At 71.8% G+C, this 16,360-nt stretch carries 17 protein-coding genes; 14 read left to right on the plus strand and 3 right to left on the minus strand.

The genetic code is table 11. The features are described 5' to 3' along the window. The first annotated feature begins 128 nt into the window (after nt 1–128). The 8 genes from CLV30_RS12755 (at nt 129) to CLV30_RS12790 (ending at nt 5,999) form a co-directional block, all read left to right on the plus strand. A complete protein-coding gene (locus tag CLV30_RS12755; protein WP_106537598.1) occupies nt 129–533 on the plus strand; it encodes a PPOX class F420-dependent oxidoreductase in 405 nt (134 codons plus the stop codon). 79 nt (nt 534–612) lie between these two features. After that, a complete protein-coding gene (locus tag CLV30_RS12760; protein WP_106537599.1) occupies nt 613–1,809 on the plus strand; it encodes a hypothetical protein in 1,197 nt (398 codons plus the stop codon). Nucleotides 1,810–1,839: 30 nt separating this feature from the next. Further along, nucleotides 1,840–2,343, plus strand: coding sequence for an NUDIX hydrolase (locus tag CLV30_RS12765; protein ID WP_106537600.1), 504 nt, complete (start codon nt 1,840–1,842; stop codon nt 2,341–2,343). 3 nt (nt 2,344–2,346) lie between these two features. After that, nucleotides 2,347–3,576, plus strand: coding sequence for a Tm-1-like ATP-binding domain-containing protein (locus CLV30_RS12770; RefSeq protein WP_106537601.1), 1,230 nt, complete (start codon nt 2,347–2,349; stop codon nt 3,574–3,576). Further along, entirely contained in the window at nt 3,573–4,394 is an 822-nt protein-coding gene (locus CLV30_RS12775; RefSeq protein ID WP_106537602.1) for a phosphoenolpyruvate hydrolase family protein, read from the plus strand. The genes CLV30_RS12770 and CLV30_RS12775 overlap by 4 nt, the downstream gene beginning before the upstream one ends. Before the next feature lie 34 nt (nt 4,395–4,428). Next, complete coding sequence (locus CLV30_RS12780; protein ID WP_205740683.1) at nt 4,429–4,863, plus strand: cupin domain-containing protein; 435 nt, start codon at nt 4,429–4,431, stop codon at nt 4,861–4,863. A 39-nt stretch (nt 4,864–4,902) separates the two neighbouring features. Further along, a complete protein-coding gene (locus CLV30_RS12785) occupies nt 4,903–5,607 on the plus strand; it encodes a LysR substrate-binding domain-containing protein (protein WP_165358542.1) in 705 nt (234 codons plus the stop codon). Between the two features lie 59 nt (nt 5,608–5,666). Beyond that, the gene (locus tag CLV30_RS12790; protein ID WP_106537605.1) at nt 5,667–5,999 is read left to right on the plus strand and encodes a hypothetical protein; all 333 of its coding nucleotides are present in this window, start codon (nt 5,667–5,669) and stop codon (nt 5,997–5,999) included. Here CLV30_RS12790 and CLV30_RS12795 read toward each other — a convergent pair. Next, a complete protein-coding gene (locus CLV30_RS12795) occupies nt 5,959–7,362 on the minus strand; it encodes an NAD(P)H-quinone dehydrogenase (RefSeq protein ID WP_420841979.1) in 1,404 nt (467 codons plus the stop codon). The two genes, CLV30_RS12790 and CLV30_RS12795, sit on opposite strands and share 41 nt — an antisense overlap. 81 nt (nt 7,363–7,443) lie before the next feature. On the opposite strand from CLV30_RS12795, the gene lspA reads away from it, so the two are divergent. The 6 genes from lspA to CLV30_RS12825 all read left to right on the plus strand — a co-directional run bounded on the left by lspA (nt 7,444) and on the right by CLV30_RS12825 (nt 14,518). Then, nucleotides 7,444–7,992, plus strand: a complete 549-nt coding sequence (gene lspA / locus CLV30_RS12800) for a signal peptidase II (protein WP_106537692.1) — start codon at nt 7,444–7,446, stop codon at nt 7,990–7,992. A gap of 20 nt (nt 7,993–8,012) precedes the next feature. Then, nucleotides 8,013–8,837, plus strand: a complete 825-nt coding sequence (locus tag CLV30_RS12805; RefSeq protein WP_106537693.1) for a purine-nucleoside phosphorylase — start codon at nt 8,013–8,015, stop codon at nt 8,835–8,837. A gap of 77 nt (nt 8,838–8,914) precedes the next feature. Next, nucleotides 8,915–10,597 carry a phospho-sugar mutase gene (locus CLV30_RS12810; RefSeq protein ID WP_106537606.1) on the plus strand — a complete coding sequence of 561 codons (1,683 nt, stop codon included), beginning with the start codon at nt 8,915–8,917 and terminating at the stop codon, nt 10,595–10,597. Between the two features lie 490 nt (nt 10,598–11,087). After that, nucleotides 11,088–12,041 (plus strand): deoxyribose-phosphate aldolase, encoded by a 954-nt coding sequence (gene deoC, locus CLV30_RS12815; protein ID WP_420841981.1) that lies wholly within the window; start codon nt 11,088–11,090, stop codon nt 12,039–12,041. 162 nt (nt 12,042–12,203) lie between these two features. After that, nucleotides 12,204–13,649 carry an aldehyde dehydrogenase family protein gene (locus CLV30_RS12820; RefSeq protein ID WP_106537608.1) on the plus strand — a complete coding sequence of 482 codons (1,446 nt, stop codon included), beginning with the start codon at nt 12,204–12,206 and terminating at the stop codon, nt 13,647–13,649. After that, nucleotides 13,646–14,518 (plus strand): aldehyde dehydrogenase family protein, encoded by an 873-nt coding sequence (locus tag CLV30_RS12825; RefSeq protein WP_106537609.1) that lies wholly within the window; start codon nt 13,646–13,648, stop codon nt 14,516–14,518. Before CLV30_RS12820 ends, CLV30_RS12825 begins: the two co-directional genes overlap by 4 nt. 131 nt (nt 14,519–14,649) lie before the next feature. On the opposite strand, the gene CLV30_RS12830 is transcribed toward CLV30_RS12825, so the two are convergent. Together CLV30_RS12830 and CLV30_RS12835 are read right to left on the minus strand one after the other, a co-directional pair. Continuing rightward, nucleotides 14,650–15,930, minus strand: coding sequence for a DUF1700 domain-containing protein (locus CLV30_RS12830; protein ID WP_106537610.1), 1,281 nt, complete (start codon nt 15,928–15,930; stop codon nt 14,650–14,652). Then, nucleotides 15,927–16,259 (minus strand): PadR family transcriptional regulator, encoded by a 333-nt coding sequence (locus CLV30_RS12835; protein ID WP_106537611.1) that lies wholly within the window; start codon nt 16,257–16,259, stop codon nt 15,927–15,929. Before CLV30_RS12835 ends, CLV30_RS12830 begins: the two co-directional genes overlap by 4 nt. Between the last annotated feature and the right edge of the window lie 101 nt (nt 16,260–16,360).

Raw genomic sequence — 16,360 nt, forward strand, 5'->3', positions numbered from 1 at the left:
GCTTCCTTGGTGTCACGTTGGCGCCAGGGGCCCAGCCCGCACGATCGTGCGGGAAGAAACGACCGGCGCCAGCGTGTTCCGCCACCCGTAGACCAGGCCCGACCCCCTCCGAGAGGACGACATTCCCGATGCCCGCTCTGTCCGACAACGCACGCGACCTGTTCTCCCGCGCCATCCCGGGCTGGGCGACGGTGATCGACGACGACGGCGTGCCGCACAGCTCCGTCGTGTGGGTCGACGTCGACGGCGACGAGGTCCTGTTCAACACGGCGGTGGGCCGGGTCAAGGAGCGCTTCCTGCAGGACAACCCGACCGTCTCCGTCAGCGTGCTCAACCCGGAGCACGCGTGGCACTGGGCCAGCGTGAGCGGGCCGGCCAGTCTCAGCACCGATGACGGCGACCGGGTCATCGACAGCCTCGCGAAGAAGTATCTCGACGCCGACAGCTACCCGTTCCGTAAGGAGGGCGAGCAGCGCGTCACCGTGCGGGTGAAGGTCGACCGGCTGCTGGAGATCGCACCGGACGGCTCCTGACCGCCGCCCGTCACGCACCCGTTCCGGCCGGCGTGCTCGGCACCATGGCACGGCGGCCGGAACCGTGGATGATGGGTGTATGAGCGGAGCCTACGAGGAAGCGGCAGCCGAGCTCCGAGACTCAGGGCTCTACGTCTACCCGGCAGCCGAACGCGAACTCGCCGACGCCGGCGCACCGTTCGACACAGGTGCCCGAGCCGACGTGCGCCGCATGCTCTCGGGCGCCGAGACACCGATCTTCCTCGTCGTCGTCGCGCAGGACTTCGGACAGGAAGTCACGCTCCAGGGCGTGGCGAACGCCGTCGACGAACAGGGCACATACGTCGCCTATCGCTCCGACGGCCAGGCCACCGCCAGCTCGACCGTCCTCGACCGCGACGCCGCACGGGAAGCCGCGATCACCGCGTCCGAGCAGGCGTTCAACGTCTCGGAGTTCGTCGACGACCTCGTGCCCCGGCTCGAGTCCCTCGCGGACGAGGGCGCGGGAGACTCGGCCGATTCCACCGGCGGCGGCTGGGTGCCGCTGACCATCCTGCTGGCCGCCGGCGGCGGTGGGTTCCTGCTATACCGGCGCAACAAGCGCTCGAAAGAACGCGCCCAGCTCAAACAGGTCCGCGGCGCGCTGGAAGAGGACATCACCGCCTACGGCGAGCAGCTGTCGGCTCTCGACCTGGACGTGCAGACCACCTCCGCCGTCCCGGTGGAGGCCCGCGACGAGTACGGCCGCGCGCTCGACCTCTACGAGCGGGCGAAGGTGTTCTCCGACCGCGCCGAGAAGCCCACCGACCTGAAGCCGGTGACGCACGCGCTCGAGGAGGGACGCTGGCTGCTCGGCTGCGTCGACGCCCGGCTCAAGCACGAACCGCTGCCCGAGCGGCGGCTGCCGTGCTTCTTCGACCCCAGCCACGGCCCCTCCGCCGAGGACATCGAGTGGGCGCCTCCGGGCGGGACGGTCCGCACGGTGCCGGCGTGCGCGGCGGACGCGCTCCGGGTGAAGAACGGCGGCGACCCGAACATCCGGACGGTCCCGGTGGGCGACGACGAACGCCGGCCGTACTGGGACGCGGGTCCGGCATACAGCGGCTGGGCCGGCGGATACTTCGGCGGCTTCCTGCCCGGCATGCTCATGGGGACGATGCTCGGCTCGGCCATGGCCGACCCGGTCTATGTCGACGGCGGCATGGCCGATGCGGGGGCCGGGGGCGACGGCGGCGGCGACTTCGGCGGTGGTTTCGACGGCGGAGGATTCGGCGGAGGTTTCGACGGCGGGTTCTGAGACCGACCGGGTGTCAGGCAGACTCTCCTCATGCCGACGCCCGACTTCGTCCGCGAGTTGCGCAAGCACGTCGGCCACGACCTGTTGTGGCTGTCCGGCGTGACCGCCGTGATCTTCGACGACGACGGCCGGGTCCTGTTGCACCAGCGGTCGGACACCGGAACGTGGTCGCTGATCTCCGGCATCCTCGAGCCCGGCGAACAGCCCGCGCAGGCTGCGGCACGCGAGGCCTACGAGGAGACCGGCGTGCACGTGGTCGTCGAACGGGTCGCGAGCGTCGGCGCTGGCGAGCCGATGACCTACCCCAACGGCGACGTCGTCCAGTACCTCGACATCACCTTCCGGTGCCGCGCCGCCGGCGGCACCGCGCGGGTGAACGACGACGAATCGCTCGCGGTCGACTGGTTCCCGCCGGACGCACTGCCGCCGCTGCGGCCGGATCAGCACGGCAGACTCCGATCCGCCGCCGACCGCGACGCCGCCACCCGGTTCACGCCGCCGGCGGTGCACACCCACCGAGGATCAAGGAGCTGACACATGCCCACCGTTGTGCTCGTCGGCACGCTGGACACCAAGGGGCACGAGTACGCCTGGCTGCGCGACCGGATCCGCGACCTCGGGTGTGACGTGCTGACCGTCGACGCCGGGGTGCACGCCCCCGTCGGGACGGAACCCGACGTCAGCAACACCCAGGTCGCCCGGGCAGGTGGCGCGGATCTCAGCACGCTGCGCGCCGACGACGACCGCGGCTCGGCCGTCGCCGCCATGGGCGAGGGAGCCGCCGGCGTCCTCGCCCAGCTGCACGCCACCGGACGGCTCGACGGCGTGCTGGCGCTGGGAGGCAGCGGCGGATCGTCCATCGCCGCCCGCGCGGTCCGCGACCTGCCGATCGGCGTGCCGAAGCTGATCGTCTCCACCATGGCCGCCGGCGACGTCGGGCCCTACGTCGGCGCCAAGGACGTCGCGATGAGCTACAGCGTCGTCGACATCTCCGGGATCAACCGGCTCTCACGGCAGATCCTCGACAACGCGGCCGCTTCGGCGGCAGGCACCGCGCAGGCGTACGCGAGCCGGCCGCACACGGTCGAGGGCGACCGGCCGCTGGTGGCGGCGTCGATGTTCGGCGTCACGACCCCCGCGGTCGAGGCCGCCAGGGCGCGCCTCGAGGAGCTGGGCTACGAGGTGCTCGTCTTCCACGCCACCGGCGCCGGCGGCCGGGCGCTGGAGGGCCTGGCCGAGAGCGGGATGCTGGCCGGCGTGCTCGACCTCACCACCACCGAACTGGCCGACGACCTCGTCGGGGGTGTGCTCTCCGCCGGGCCGGACCGGCTCACCGCGGCGGGCCGGCGGAAGGTGCCGCAGGTGGTCGCGCCGGGTGCGCTGGACATGGTGAACTTCGGCCCGTCGGACACCGTGCCGCCGCAGTTCGCCGAGCGCAACCTCTACGTGCACAACCCGACGGTCACGTTGATGCGCACCACGCCGGACGAGATGGACGAGCTCGGCCGCCGGGTCGCCACGAAACTGGCCGCGGCCGACGGGCCCACCGCGATGTTCGTCCCGCTGCGCGGGGTCTCCGCACTCGACAGCGACGGGCAACCGTTCGCCGACCCGGAGGCGGACCGGCGATGCTTCGCCGCCCTGCGCGCCGGCCTGGAGTCGACGCGGGTCGAGTTGGTCGAGCTGGACCGGCACATCAACGACGAGTCGTTCGCCACCACGGCCGCCGACCGGTTGCACACGATGATCGAAGGAGCGCTCACATGACACGGAACGAGGTCCGCGCCCGGCTGCGCGACACAGTGTCCGCCGGCAAGCCCGTCGTCGGAGCCGGAGCCGGCACCGGGCTGTCCGCGAAGTGCGCCGAAGCCGGCGGCGTCGACCTGATCATCATCTACAACAGCGGGCGCTACCGGATGGCCGGCCGTGGTTCGCTCGCCGGGCTGCTGCCGTACGGCGACGCGAACCAGGTCGTCGTCGACATGGCCGCCGAGGTGCTGCCGGTCGTGCGGGACACACCGGTGCTGGCCGGTGTCTGCGGGACCGACCCGTTCCGGCTGATGCCGGTCTTCCTGGACGAGCTCGTCCGGATGGGCTTCGCGGGCGTGCAGAACTTCCCCACGGTCGGCCTGTACGACGGGGTGTTCCGGCAGAACCTCGAAGAGACCGGCATGGGCTACGACCTCGAGGTCGAGATGGTCCGGCTGGCCGCCCAGCGCGGCCTGCTCACCGCACCGTACGTGTTCGACGCCCAGCAGGCCGAGGAGATGGCCGCCGCGGGCGCGGACGTCCTGGTACCGCACGTGGGGCTGACCACGAAGGGCAGCATCGGCGCGAGCACCGCACTGACGCTGGACCAGGCCGCCGAACGGGTCCAGACCATGCGCGACGCCGCCGTCACCGTCAACCCCGAGATCCTCGTGCTGTGCCACGGCGGGCCGATCGCCGAGCCCGACGACGCCCAGTACGTGCTCGAGCGGACCGAGGGCGTCGTCGGGTTCTTCGGCGCGTCGTCCGTCGAGCGGCTTCCCACCGAGCTGGCGATCACCGCCCAAGTGGCGGCGTTCAAGAACCTGTCCTTCTGACCGAGTCCCGTCCCCGTACCCCGTGGAGGTCCACATGCACATCCGCCCGGACGACGTCGACACCGTGAGCTTCGGCTGGGGAACCATCAAGTGGTTCGTCACGCCGACGTCGGTCGAAGGCGCCGCCACCACCCAGGGCGAGGTCGTCATCCTGCCCGGTCAGGGGCACGAGCGCCATCACCACCCCGGCGCCGAGGAGTTGATCTACGTGGTGTCCGGCGAGGCGGAGCAGACGGTCGGCGACGGCGCGCCGTTCACCATCCGTGAGGGCGACGCCGTGCACATCCCGGCCGGGACGTTCCACTCCACCTTCAACCGGACCTGGCGGCAGCTGCGGCTCGTCGTGACCTACTCGCCCGGCGGCGAGGAGCGCGCGCTCGAGGCGGCGCCGGACTTCCAGCGCCACGATCCCGGCACCGGGCCGCAGTGGGAACGCTCGGGGACGACGGACACCGCGGTCGTCACCTGAGCCCCGAACGCCCGCGGGCGCATAGCGCAGTCGCCCTCAGTGGTGGTCCCCGCCGTCGGCGAAGGTCGTGTCGAAGGCGACGGACTCCCACGGCTCACTCCCGCCGGCGCAGCGCTGCTCCCCGGGGCACAGGCGCTGTTGTCCACCTGGCGCGACGCCCAGCGCGACCTGGCCAAGACTGTGGTCGACGCGAGCGCCACGGTGACCGTCGGCATCAGCACCGGGCTCGGCCGCGGGCTGCTGCCGGCGGTGCGGGCCAGGTTCGGCGCGGCCGCGCCCCGGGCCACCCTCCAGGTGCGCCAGGTCACCTGGACGGAACCGACCGGCGGGCTGGCGGGCCCGGAGCCGGACGCGGACGCGGCGTTCGTGTGGTTGCCGCTCGCCGCCCAGGAGACGATCGCCTTCGAGAGCCTGCTGGACGAACCGTTCCTGGCCCTGCCCGCCGAGGCCGGCGCCGCCCGCGACTTCTGGCTCGCCACCGACAGCCGTGGCGGCCGGCCGCCGGTGATCGGGGCCGAGATCGCGTCGACGGACGAGACCCGGGAGGCTCTCGTCGCCGGTCTCGGCGTCGCGCTGATGGCCGCCGGCAACGCTCCCCTGTTCCGCAGCGACGACATCGCCATCCGGCCCGTCACCGGTGTCCGCCCGAGCGAACTGGTCCTGGCCTGGCGGCGAAGCGACCGGCGACCGCTGTTACGTGCCCTGGTCGAGGCGACCCGCACGAGCCTGTCAGGTGGTAGATAACCGGCGGCGATCAACACAGGTATTGGACGCCCGAGCGGAGCGAACGCAGCGTTGCTGTCATGACCTCCACATCCGCAGGGCGGCTGACACCGATCGTGTTGCTGCTCACCGCCGCCTGTTCCACGTCTCCGGACAACGACACCGCCTCCCCCGCCGGCTCCGGGCCGTCCGTCGAATCGCCGGCGTCGCCCGGCACAGAACCGTCGTCGAGCAGGTCCGCCGACCTCGGTCGGCCGACGCTGTCGGACGGCGCGGCCGCCTACGTCCGCGCGGTGAACGACGGTGACCTCGAAGCGCTGGTGCGCTCCTACGACGCGCCGCCGGTGTCGGCCGTGCGGGTGCGGGCCGGTGTCAGTCGCGCAGGTGCAACCGGCGGGCGGCCTCGGCGATAGACCCGGACAGCGACGGATAGACGCTGAACGTCCGCGCGACCTGATCGACGGTCAGCGACGCCTCGACCGCCATCGAGATGGGATGGATCAGTTCGCTGGCCCGCGGGGCGACGACGACGCCGCCTGCGACGATGCCGGTGCCGCGGCGGCAGAACAGCTTGACGAACCCGTCCCGGATACCCTGCATCTTCGCTCGCGCGTTGGTGGCCAACGGCAACTTGACACCGACCGCGTCCAGCTCACCCGCGTCCACGGCGGCCTGGCTCCACCCGACGGTCGCGATCTCGGGGGCGGTGAACACGTTCGCGGCGACCGTCTTCAGGTTCAGCGGCGTGACCGCATCACCGAGCGCGTGCCACATCGCCGTGCGGCCCTGCATCGCCGCCACCGAGGCGAGCATGAGCACCCCGGTGACGTCGCCGGCCGCGTAGACACCGCGGGCCGACGCGCGCGACACCCGGTCGACGTCGACGTAACCGCGTTCGTCGAGCCGGACACCGCTCTCCTCGAGCCCGAGCCCTTCGGTGTTCGGGACCGAGCCGACCGCCATCAGGCAGTGCGAGCCCTCGACCGTGCTCCCGTCGGTGAGCGTCACCACGACGCCGTCGCCGTCCCGGCGCACCGACTCCGCGCGTGAACGCGACAGCACCGTCAGCCCGCGGCGGGCGAACACCTCCTGGAGCACGTAGGCCGCGTCCGCGTCCTCGCCGGGCAGCACCCGCTCCCGCGACGACACCAGCACGACGTCGGAGCCCAAGGCGTTGTATGCGCTGGCGAACTCCGCGCCGGTGACGCCGGAGCCGACCACGATCAGCCGTTCGGGCAGCTCGGTGAGGCCGTACACCTGCTCCCAGGACAGGATCCGCTCGCCGTCGGGTACTGCCTCCGGCAGGATCCGCGGCCGCGCACCGGTCGCGAGCAACGCCACGTCGGCCTCGAACTCGTGGCTGCCGCCGTCCGGCTCGTCGACGACGACGCGGTCGCCGGGCGCGAGCCGGCCACTGCCGCGGACGATGCGCACCCCCGCCTTCTCCACCGCGCTCGCCGTGTCCGCGGACTGCGCTTTCGCCAGCGACAGGACCCGCCGGTTCACCTGGGCCAGGTCGACGCCGACGCCCATTCCGCCGGCACGGGACTCGGCGCTGGGCACGACGCCCAGCTCGGCGGACTCGTCCATCTCGGTGACGATCTCCGCGGTGGCGATCAGCGTCTTGCTCGGCACGCAGTCGGTCAGGACGGCCGAACCGCCCACGCCGTCCCTGTCGATCAGCGTGACCTCCGCGCCGAGCTGGGCCGCCACCAGTGCAGCCTCGTAGCCGCCGGGACCGCCGCCGAGAATCGCCACACGTGTCACGCCCGCCATTGTGGCGCATCCGCGACACTCGCCGGGGCGCGGCCGGTGCACGGTGCGCCCACGGGACGTGAAACCCTGCTCCTCGTGTCGATGTCCGAGCCTGTCTCCGATGGACCGTCCCGGCCGACCGGCCCCGACCGGCGCCTGATCGGCTGGATGGCCGGGCTCGCGGGCGTCGTGCTGGCCGTCGACCAGCTCACGAAGTACTGGGCGGTGTCGGCCCTGTCCGGCAGGGACCCGATCGAGGTGATCGGCGAGCTCATCCAGTTGCGGCTGCTCTACAACTCCGGTGCCGCGTTCTCGATCGGCACCGACCTGACCGGACTGCTCACGCTCGTCGTGGTCGTGGTCGTCGGGGTCGTCATCCGCGTGTCGGCGAAGCTCGGGTCGCGCGGCTGGGCCGTCGCGTTCGGCCTGCTGCTCGGCGGAGCGTTCGGGAACCTCGTCGACCGGCTGTTCCGCGAGCCGGGCTTCCCCGAGGGGCACGTGGTCGACTTCATCGACTACGCGGGATTCTTCGTCGGCAACGTCGCCGACATCGCCATCACCGCAGCGGCCGTCGCGATCGCCCTGCTGACGCTGAAAGGCATCGGCGTGGACGGCCGGCGCCACCACGGGGACGACAAGCCGGAGCAGTGACGTCACGGTACAGTCCCGGCGTGGACGAGACGACGAGCACGACCGAGGACGCCGGAGCACAGGCACAGGCCGCCGCGGACCACATCGCCGCCGCGACCGGTGTCCAGCACCACGACGTCGCGCTGGTCCTCGGCTCCGGCTGGGGCGCGGCCGCCGATCTCGTCGGCGAGACGGTCGCGGAGCTACCCAGCTCGCAGATCCCCGGGTTCGCGGCGCCGTCGGTCGCCGGGCACGTCGGCACCGTCCGATCCGTGCGCATCGGCGACACCGGACGGCATGCGCTGGTACTCGGAGCCCGCACGCATCTCTACGAGGGACGCGGCGTGCGTGCCGTCGTGCACGGGGTGCGCACCGCCGCCGCTGCCGGGGCACGGACGCTGGTGCTCACCAACGGCTGCGGCGGGTTGCACGAGGAATGGCCGGCCGGCACACCGGTGCTGATCAGCGACCACATCAACCTGACGGCGACGTCACCGCTGGAGGGCGCGACGTTCGTCGACCTGACCGACCTCTACTCGGCCAGGCTGCGTGCCGTGGCCCGCGAGGTCGACCCGACGCTTGCCGAGGGCGTCTACGTCCAGTTCCGCGGCCCGCACTACGAGACTCCGGCCGAGGTGCGCTTCGCCGGCCGGATCGGCGGCGACCTGGTCGGCATGTCCACCGCGCTGGAGGCCGTCGCGGCACGCGAGGCCGGCCTCGAGATCCTGGGGCTGTCCCTGGTCACCAACCTCGCGGCCGGTGTCAGCGCCACCCCGCTGAGCCACCAGGAGGTCCTCGAGGCGGGCCGGGAGGCCGGCCCGCGGATCAGCGCCCTGCTCGCCGAGATCATCCCTCGTCTCGGCTGACGCCGCTGCCGGTGACGGCTCTGTCACCATGAGGGTCTGCCGAAGTCACGCGGGCGTGGCCCGTCCGCCGGGAGGTTATGGTGTCGATGCAGGACGTGATCGACCGAGCGCACGCCTGGCTCGCCGACGACCCCGACGCTGCGACCCGTGCCGAACTGCAAGGGCTGATCGACGACGCGGAGAACGGCGACAACGAAGCGCGCGCCGAGCTCAGTGACCGCTTCGCCGGGTTCCTCGAGTTCGGCACCGCCGGGCTGCGGGGCGCGCTCGGAGCCGGGCCGAACCGGATGAACCGCGCGGTGGTGATCCGCGCCGCGGCTGGTCTCGCCGGCTATCTGCGGGCCGCGCGCACCCCCGTCGACGGCGTCCGGCACCGCGTCGTCATCGGCTACGACGCCCGCTACGGCTCTCGCGCGTTCGCCGACGACACGGCCGCCGTCCTGACCGGAGCGGGCATGAAGGCGCTGGTGATGCCGCGCGAACTTCCGACGCCGTTGCTGGCGTTCGCGCTGCGCCACCTCGATGCCGACGCCGGCGTCATGGTCACCGCGAGCCACAACCCGCCGCAGGACAACGGCTACAAGGTCTACCTCGGCGGGCCGGACGGCGGATCGCAGATCGTGTCGCCGACCGACGCGGACATCACCGCGCACATCGAGGCCGTCCCCGGTGTCTCCGCCGTCGAGATGGCCCCGGACGGGTGGAGCGAGGTCGGCGCCGACGTCGTCGAGGCGTATCTGGAATCGGTGGCCGGGATCGTCGGCGAGGACCGCACCGGCGACGTCACCATCGTGCACACCGCACTGCACGGGGTCGGCGCGACGACGACGCTGGAAGCGCTGCGCCGCGCCGGGTTCGCCGACGTGCACACCGTCCCGGAGCAGGCCGACCCGGACCCGGACTTCCCGACGGTCAACTTCCCGAACCCGGAGGAGCCCGGCGCCGTCGACCTCGCCGTCGTGCTGGCCCAGGACATCAACGCCGACATCGTCATCGCCAACGATCCGGACGCCGACCGGTGTGCCGTCGCGCTGCCCGCACCGGACAGCACCGACACCTGGCGGATGCTGCACGGCGACGACGTCGGCGCACTGCTCGGTGAGCACCTGGCGGCCCGGGGACGCGACGGCGTGCTCGCCAACTCGATCGTCTCGTCGCGGCTGCTGGGCCGGATCGCGGCGGCGCACGGCCTGAAGCACACGGAGACGCTCACCGGGTTCAAGTGGATCTCGCGGGTGCCCGGCCTCACGTACGGCTACGAGGAGGCCCTCGGATACTGCGTGGCGCCCGACCTGGTACGCGACAAGGACGGTATCTCCGCGGCGGTCCTCGTGGCCGAGCTCGCCGCACGGGCCAAGGCGGCCGGCAGGACGCTGTGGGAGCTGCTGGACGAGCTGGCCGTACGGCACGGCCTGCACCTGACCGACCAGCTTTCCATGCGGGTCGACGACCTGTCGCTGATCACCGCGGCCATGACGCGGCTGCGACAGGCTCCGCCCGACCGGCTCGCCGGTTCGCTGGTGACGGCGGTGGACGACCTTGCCGACGGCGCAGGCGAGCTTCCGCCCACGGACGGGATGCGCCTGCTGACCGAGGACGGCGCCCGCGTCGTCGTACGCCCCAGCGGCACCGAGCCCAAGTTGAAGTGCTATCTCGAGGTGATCGTCGACGTCCGAGGCACGGTGACCGCCGCCCGGTCGATCGCCCGGCGTCGCCTCGACATGCTCCGCGCCGACGTGGCCGCCTCACTCGGCCTGTGAGCCGAGAGTCGTGGGCTCGGGTGGTATCTCGGCGTCGGCTGGGATCGACGTCCGATCGCCCGGATCGTGTCAAGGTCCACGGCCGCTGTGCCTGTGCGCTGCGCCTACGAACGTCGCCGGGGTACCTTTGCGGCTGCTGGTGCGGTGACAGCGTTCTCGCCGTCACCGCACCAGCGAGCTGACACTTGGCCCGTCTCCGGCCTCTGGCCGAGCGCGCCCGGCTCGCGCACTCCGCTATCGAACGCATCGAGAGGAACCGGTCGTCGCCGCGGTGGTCGGTCATCAACCGAGCCGTGGCCACGTGCGAACTGCGCTTCACCGTGCTGATGCCGGACGGCGGGGTGAGTGGTGGAACGCCGACGGTCGGCAGACGCGAATCGTCACGCTCGACGAATGCCCGCCGTACAGCTACCGCCACTGGTGGCGGACGCGGCACCACAGGACGGACCGCCTGGTTGGTTCCATGGCACCTAGACTCGGGAAGGTGACTGTGCTGTCCGCGCTCGATGATGCGCACCTCGCCGACGTGACCACGTCCGAGGCCTCCCTACGCCGGTTCCTGCACGGGTTGCCGGGCGTCGACGAGGTCGGGGCCGAGGCCCGTGCGGCCGGGCTGTCCACCCGGTCGATCAAGACCACGGCGAAGCAGTTCGCCATCGACCTCGCGATCTCGATGATCGACCTCACCACGCTCGAGGGTCAGGACACGCCGGGGAAGGTCCGTGCGCTGTGCGCCAAGGCGCTGCGCCCGGACCCCACCGACCGTGACGTGCCCCGGGTGGCGGCGGTGTGCGTCTACCCGGACCTCGTGGGCGTGGCCGCGGAGGCGCTGGCCGGCAGCGGGGTGAAGGTCGCCAGCGTCGCGACCGGGTTCCCGTCCGGCCGAACCAGCCTGGCGGTGAAGGAGGCCGACACCCGTGAGGCGGTGGCCGCCGGCGCCGACGAGGTCGACATGGTCATCGACCGTGGGGCCTTCCTCGCGGGCCACTACCGGCAGGTCTTCGACGAGATCGCCACCGTCAAGCAGGCGGCGGGGGCCGCGCACCTGAAGGTCATCCTCGAGACCGGCGAGCTGGCCACCTACGACAACGTCCGGCGCGCGTCCTGGTTGGCCATGCTCGCCGGGGCCGACTTCGTGAAGACCAGCACCGGCAAGGTCTCGCCGGCGGCGACGCTGCCGGTGACGCTGGTCATGCTCGAGGCGGTGCGCGACTTCCGTGACGCCAGCGGACGGCAGGTCGGCGTGAAGCCCGCCGGCGGCATCCGCACCAGCAAGGACGCCATCAAGTACCTCGTCGTGGTGAACGAGACCGCCGGCGAGGACTGGCTCGACCCCGACTGGTTCCGGATCGGCGCGTCCAGCCTGCTCAACGACCTGCTGATGCAGCGGCAGAAGCTGGCCACCGGGCGCTACGCCGGCCCGGACTACTTCACGCTCGACTAGCCTAGGGCCTCGGACTCCGCTTGACGGTCGAGCTCGGCAGGGCTCGTGCTGTGTCAACAGATCATCCCACACCGCCAAAGGAATCTGGTCCACGTGAGCGTCTACGCTGAGGAGCGTGACGAAACGACGCACCACGCTCGACCGAGGCGGCCTGATGCTTTCATGACGAAGTTCGAGTACGCGCCGGCGCCGGAGTCCAGCGCGATCGTCGACATCAAGAGCTCGTACGGCCTGTTCGTCGACGGCACGTTCGTCGACCCGGTCGACGGCACCTCGTTCAAGTCGGTGAACCCGGCCACCGAGGAGGTTCTCGCCGACGTCGCCGAAGCGGGCGCCGCGGACGTGAACCGTGCCGTCGCCGCCGCGCGCACCGCGTACGAGAACACCTGGTCGACGATGTCCGGGCGCGACCGCGGCAAGTACCTGTTCCGCATCGCCCGGCTCATCCAGGAGCGCTCGCGCGAGCTCGCGGTGCTCGAGTCCATCGACAACGGCAAGCCCATCCGCGAGTCCCGTGACGTGGACGTGCCGCTGGTGGCGTCGTTCTTCTTCTACTACGCCGGCTGGGCGGACAAGCTCCAGTACGCCGGAGCGGGCCCGGCGCCGCGGCCGTACGGTGTCGCCGCCCAGGTGATCCCGTGGAACTTCCCGTTGCTCATGCTGTCGTGGAAGATCGCGCCCGCGCTGGCGGCGGGCAACACCGTCGTCCTGAAGCCGGCCGAGACCACGCCGCTGACCGCGCTGCTGTTCGCCGAGATCTGCCAGCAGGCCGACCTCCCGCCCGGCGTCGTCAACATCATCACCGGGGCCGGCGACACCGGGCGGATGCTCGTCGAGCACGACGACGTCGACAAGGTCGCCTTCACCGGTTCCACCGACGTCGGCAAGGCCATCGCCCGCAGCGTCGCCGGCACCTCGAAGAAGGCGACCCTGGAGCTCGGCGGCAAGGCCGCCAACGTGGTGTTCGAGGACGCCGCGCTCGACCAGGCCGTCGAGGGCGTCGTCAACGGCATCTTCTTCAACCAGGGCCACGTCTGCTGCGCCGGTTCCCGGCTGCTGGTCCAGGAGTCCGTGTACGACGAGGTCCTCGACCGGCTCAAGCGCCGCGTCGGCACGCTGCGTCTCGGTGACCCGCTGGACAAGAACACCGACGTCGGCGCGATCAACTCCGCGGAGCAGCTGGCCCGCATCCGTGAGCTCTCCGACGTCGGCGAGACGGAGGGGGCCGAGCGGTGGTCACCGGCGTGCGAGCTTCCCGACCGCGGCTACTGGTTCCCGCCCACCCTGTTCACCGGGGTCTCGCAGGCACACCGCATCGCCCGTGAGGAGATCTTCGGTCCGGTGCTGTCCGTGCTGACGTTCCGCACCCCGGCCGAGGCGGTCGAGAAGGCCAACAACACGCCGTACGGGCTGTCGGCCGGTGTGTGGACCGAGAAGGGCTCGCGGATCCTGTGGATGTCGCAACAGCTACGCGCCGGCGTGGTCTGGGCGAACACGTTCAACAAGTTCGACCCGGCGTCGCCGTTCGGCGGGTACAAGGAATCCGGCTACGGCCGCGAGGGTGGCCGGCACGGCCTGCTGTCGTACCTGAACACGGAGGAGAAATGAGCGAGCGGCTGGCCGTGAAGAAGACCTACAAGCTCGCCATCGGCGGGAAGTTTCCGAGGTCGGAGTCCGGACGCTCCTACCAGGTCGCGGATTCGGCCGGCGAGTTCCTCGCGAACGCCGCTTGGGCGTCGCGCAAGGACGCACGAGACGCCGTGGCCGCCGCGCGCAAGGCGTTCCCCGGCTGGTCCGGCGCCACCGCCTACAACCGCGGGCAGGTGCTCTACCGGGTGGCCGAGGTCATGGAGGGCCGGCGCGCCCAGTTCGTCGACGAGGTCGCCCGCGGCGAGGGCCTCGCCCGCCAGCGCGCGGAGAAGGCGGTCGACGAGGCGATCGACCGCTGGGTCTGGTACGCGGGCTGGGCGGACAAGATCGCCCACGTCGTCGGCTCCAGCAACTCCGTCGCCGGGCCCTACTTCGACTTCTCGGTTCCCGAGCCCACGGGTGTCGTCGCGGTACTGGCGCCGCAGCGTTCGTCGCTGCTGGGGCTGGTGTCGGTGCTGGCGCCCGCCGTGGTCAGCGGCAACACCGTCGTGCTCGCCGCGTCGTACGAGCGGCCGCTGCCGGCCATCACACTCAGCGAGGTGCTGGCGACCTCCGACGTGCCCGGCGGCGTCGTGAACGTCCTCACCGGCCGGGTCGGCGACACCGCCCCCGCGCTGGCCTCGCACATGGACGTCAACGCGATCGACCTCGCCGGGGCCGCCGGCGACACCGAGCACGCCCACGAGCTGGAGCTCGCCGCCGCGGAGAATCTCAAGCGCGTCGTCCGCGCGCCCGGGGCCGAGCCCGACTGGACCGCCGAGCCCGGCCTCGAGCGCATCACCGCCCACCTGGAGACCAAGACCGTCTGGCATCCGGTCGGCATCTGACGCCACCGGCCGGGCAGATGGTCCCTGGCGGGGTGGTGGGGCGGTGCGCGTCCTCGCCCGCGGCTCGCTCGTTCCTCGCTCGCCGATGCCCGTCCGCACCATGGACGCACACCGCCTCACCACCCGTCCGGTCACGAGCCCTTCGCCGGGGGCGGTGGTGTCGCCGTCCCGGCACCGGGCGACCGCGGAGCGTCGAGCGCCGATCCCTCGCCCGCACCGTCCGGGGCCGGGTCGGCGGCGGGCGGCGTGGGCAGGTGCGAGCCGAACGGTGCGTCCAGTGTCGCTTCCCCGCACTCCCCGCGCTCGTCCACCTGGTAGGTGAGCCGCGGGTACACGTTCGTCCCCCACGGGTTCGTCACCACGAACGTCTCCTCCGGCAGTGCGCCCTCGTAGCACGGTTCCGATTCGGGGAGAACGATCGGGTTCCCGCTCTGGTCGTAGAGGCGCACGTTCTCGAGCAGGGCGCCGTCGGCGTCGTAGGCGAAGATGTTGTCGACCGGGAGCCCGTCCGGCCCGCCAAATCCGTCCTGGTACGGCTCGCCGTACGGGTACTCGTCCGTGTACGCGTCGTCCGCCACGGCGTCCAGGTACGCGTCCCGCTGCTGCACGTAGTCGAAGATCGCCAGCGCGACGACGGCGCCGCCGACCACGAGCGCGGCGTTCGCGCCGTACACGGCCAGCTGCCGCTGCCCGCCCACGCCGCTCGACTGGGTCAGCCGGCCGAAACGGATGGACACGGCCAGCGCCAGCAGGAACACCGCGGCGCCCAGCGGCAGTGACCCGAGATAGGCGGCCGCGGCACCGACCACAGCCGCTCGGGCCACCCACCACGCGGTCTGCAACGAGCCAAGGAACTCGATCGCGGGCTGGCCCCACGGCATCGCCCGGAGCTGACGCAGCGCCTCGTCCACCCGTCCCGCCCCAGGGAGGCGGCGCAACTCGTCCAGCGGCCGGACCTGCCCCAGCCCGAGGAACAGCACACATGCCGTGGCCGCGACGAAGGCGACCACGGCCGGCCCGGCGAACATGGCCGGCGCACCGCTGAGGCTGAACACCGTGTCGACCACCGCGATCGCCCCGAAACCGATGGTCGCGACGATGAACGCCGAGGCCATCACCCGGAGCAACCGGCGGCCGAACGCCGCACGCGACGGCTGCGCGACCGGCTCCGGTTCGGCGAGCCCGGCGGACGATCTCAGTTCCGCGGCGTACTCCGCCGGCGCACCCAGCCGGTCGACCAGCTCAGCGTGTGTCACCGCACCGTCGTACTCGGCGGCCACCTGGTCGAGATGCTCACGCACGTCCTCGACGATCTCGGCCGCCTCTTCGGGCGGCAGGTCGCCGAGCTCGTCGCGCACTGCCGCGACATAGGCCACCACGGCCGGGTGCGCAGTGCTCTGCGGATCGCTCACGCTGCCTCCGTTTCCTCGTCGACCAGGCCGGACATGACCCCCGCGAACTCGCGCCACGTCTTCGACGAGCGCCGGAGCATGTCGCGCCCCGTTCCGTTGACGCTGTAGTACTTGCGGTGCGGGCCGGTCTCGGACGGCACGACGTAGGTGGTCAACGCGCCGGCACGGTACAGCCGCCGGAGCGTCCCGTACACCGAGGCGTCGCCGACCTCGTCGAGGCCGGCGACCCGCAGGCGCCGGACCACGTCGTAGCCGTACCCGTCCTCGTCCCGCAGAACGGAGAGCACGGCGAGATCGAGCACACCCTTGAGAAGTTGGCTGGTGTCCATGGCGTCCCTCCTTTGCTGCGCGAGGGAGAGTATTCCGTTATGCGCAGTACCGCGCAACAACCGACACGTCGGGCGCGTCGCGCCAACCATCCACTGGCGTG

This window comes from Haloactinopolyspora alba (genome assembly GCF_003014555.1).
GTDB lineage: Bacteria > Actinomycetota > Actinomycetes > Jiangellales > Jiangellaceae > Haloactinopolyspora > Haloactinopolyspora alba.

What these genes read in the sequence shown, in the direction of transcription:
- CLV30_RS12755 (WP_106537598.1), top strand. Translation starts at nt 129, where the DNA reads ATGCCCGCTCTGTCCGACAACGCACGCGACCTGTTCTCCCGCGCCATC.
- CLV30_RS12760 (WP_106537599.1), top strand. Translation starts at nt 613, where the DNA reads ATGAGCGGAGCCTACGAGGAAGCGGCAGCCGAGCTCCGAGACTCAGGG.
- CLV30_RS12765 (WP_106537600.1), top strand. Translation starts at nt 1,840, where the DNA reads ATGCCGACGCCCGACTTCGTCCGCGAGTTGCGCAAGCACGTCGGCCAC.
- CLV30_RS12770 (WP_106537601.1), top strand. Translation starts at nt 2,347, where the DNA reads ATGCCCACCGTTGTGCTCGTCGGCACGCTGGACACCAAGGGGCACGAG.
- CLV30_RS12775 (WP_106537602.1), top strand. Translation starts at nt 3,573, where the DNA reads ATGACACGGAACGAGGTCCGCGCCCGGCTGCGCGACACAGTGTCCGCC.
- CLV30_RS12780 (WP_205740683.1), top strand. Translation starts at nt 4,429, where the DNA reads ATGCACATCCGCCCGGACGACGTCGACACCGTGAGCTTCGGCTGGGGA.
- CLV30_RS12790 (WP_106537605.1), top strand. Translation starts at nt 5,667, where the DNA reads ATGACCTCCACATCCGCAGGGCGGCTGACACCGATCGTGTTGCTGCTC.
- CLV30_RS12795 (WP_420841979.1), bottom strand. Translation starts at nt 7,362, where the DNA reads ATGGCGGGCGTGACACGTGTGGCGATTCTCGGCGGCGGTCCCGGCGGC.
- lspA (WP_106537692.1), top strand. Translation starts at nt 7,444, where the DNA reads ATGTCCGAGCCTGTCTCCGATGGACCGTCCCGGCCGACCGGCCCCGAC.
- CLV30_RS12810 (WP_106537606.1), top strand. Translation starts at nt 8,915, where the DNA reads ATGGTGTCGATGCAGGACGTGATCGACCGAGCGCACGCCTGGCTCGCC.
- CLV30_RS12820 (WP_106537608.1), top strand. Translation starts at nt 12,204, where the DNA reads ATGACGAAGTTCGAGTACGCGCCGGCGCCGGAGTCCAGCGCGATCGTC.
- CLV30_RS12825 (WP_106537609.1), top strand. Translation starts at nt 13,646, where the DNA reads ATGAGCGAGCGGCTGGCCGTGAAGAAGACCTACAAGCTCGCCATCGGC.
- CLV30_RS12835 (WP_106537611.1), bottom strand. Translation starts at nt 16,259, where the DNA reads ATGGACACCAGCCAACTTCTCAAGGGTGTGCTCGATCTCGCCGTGCTC.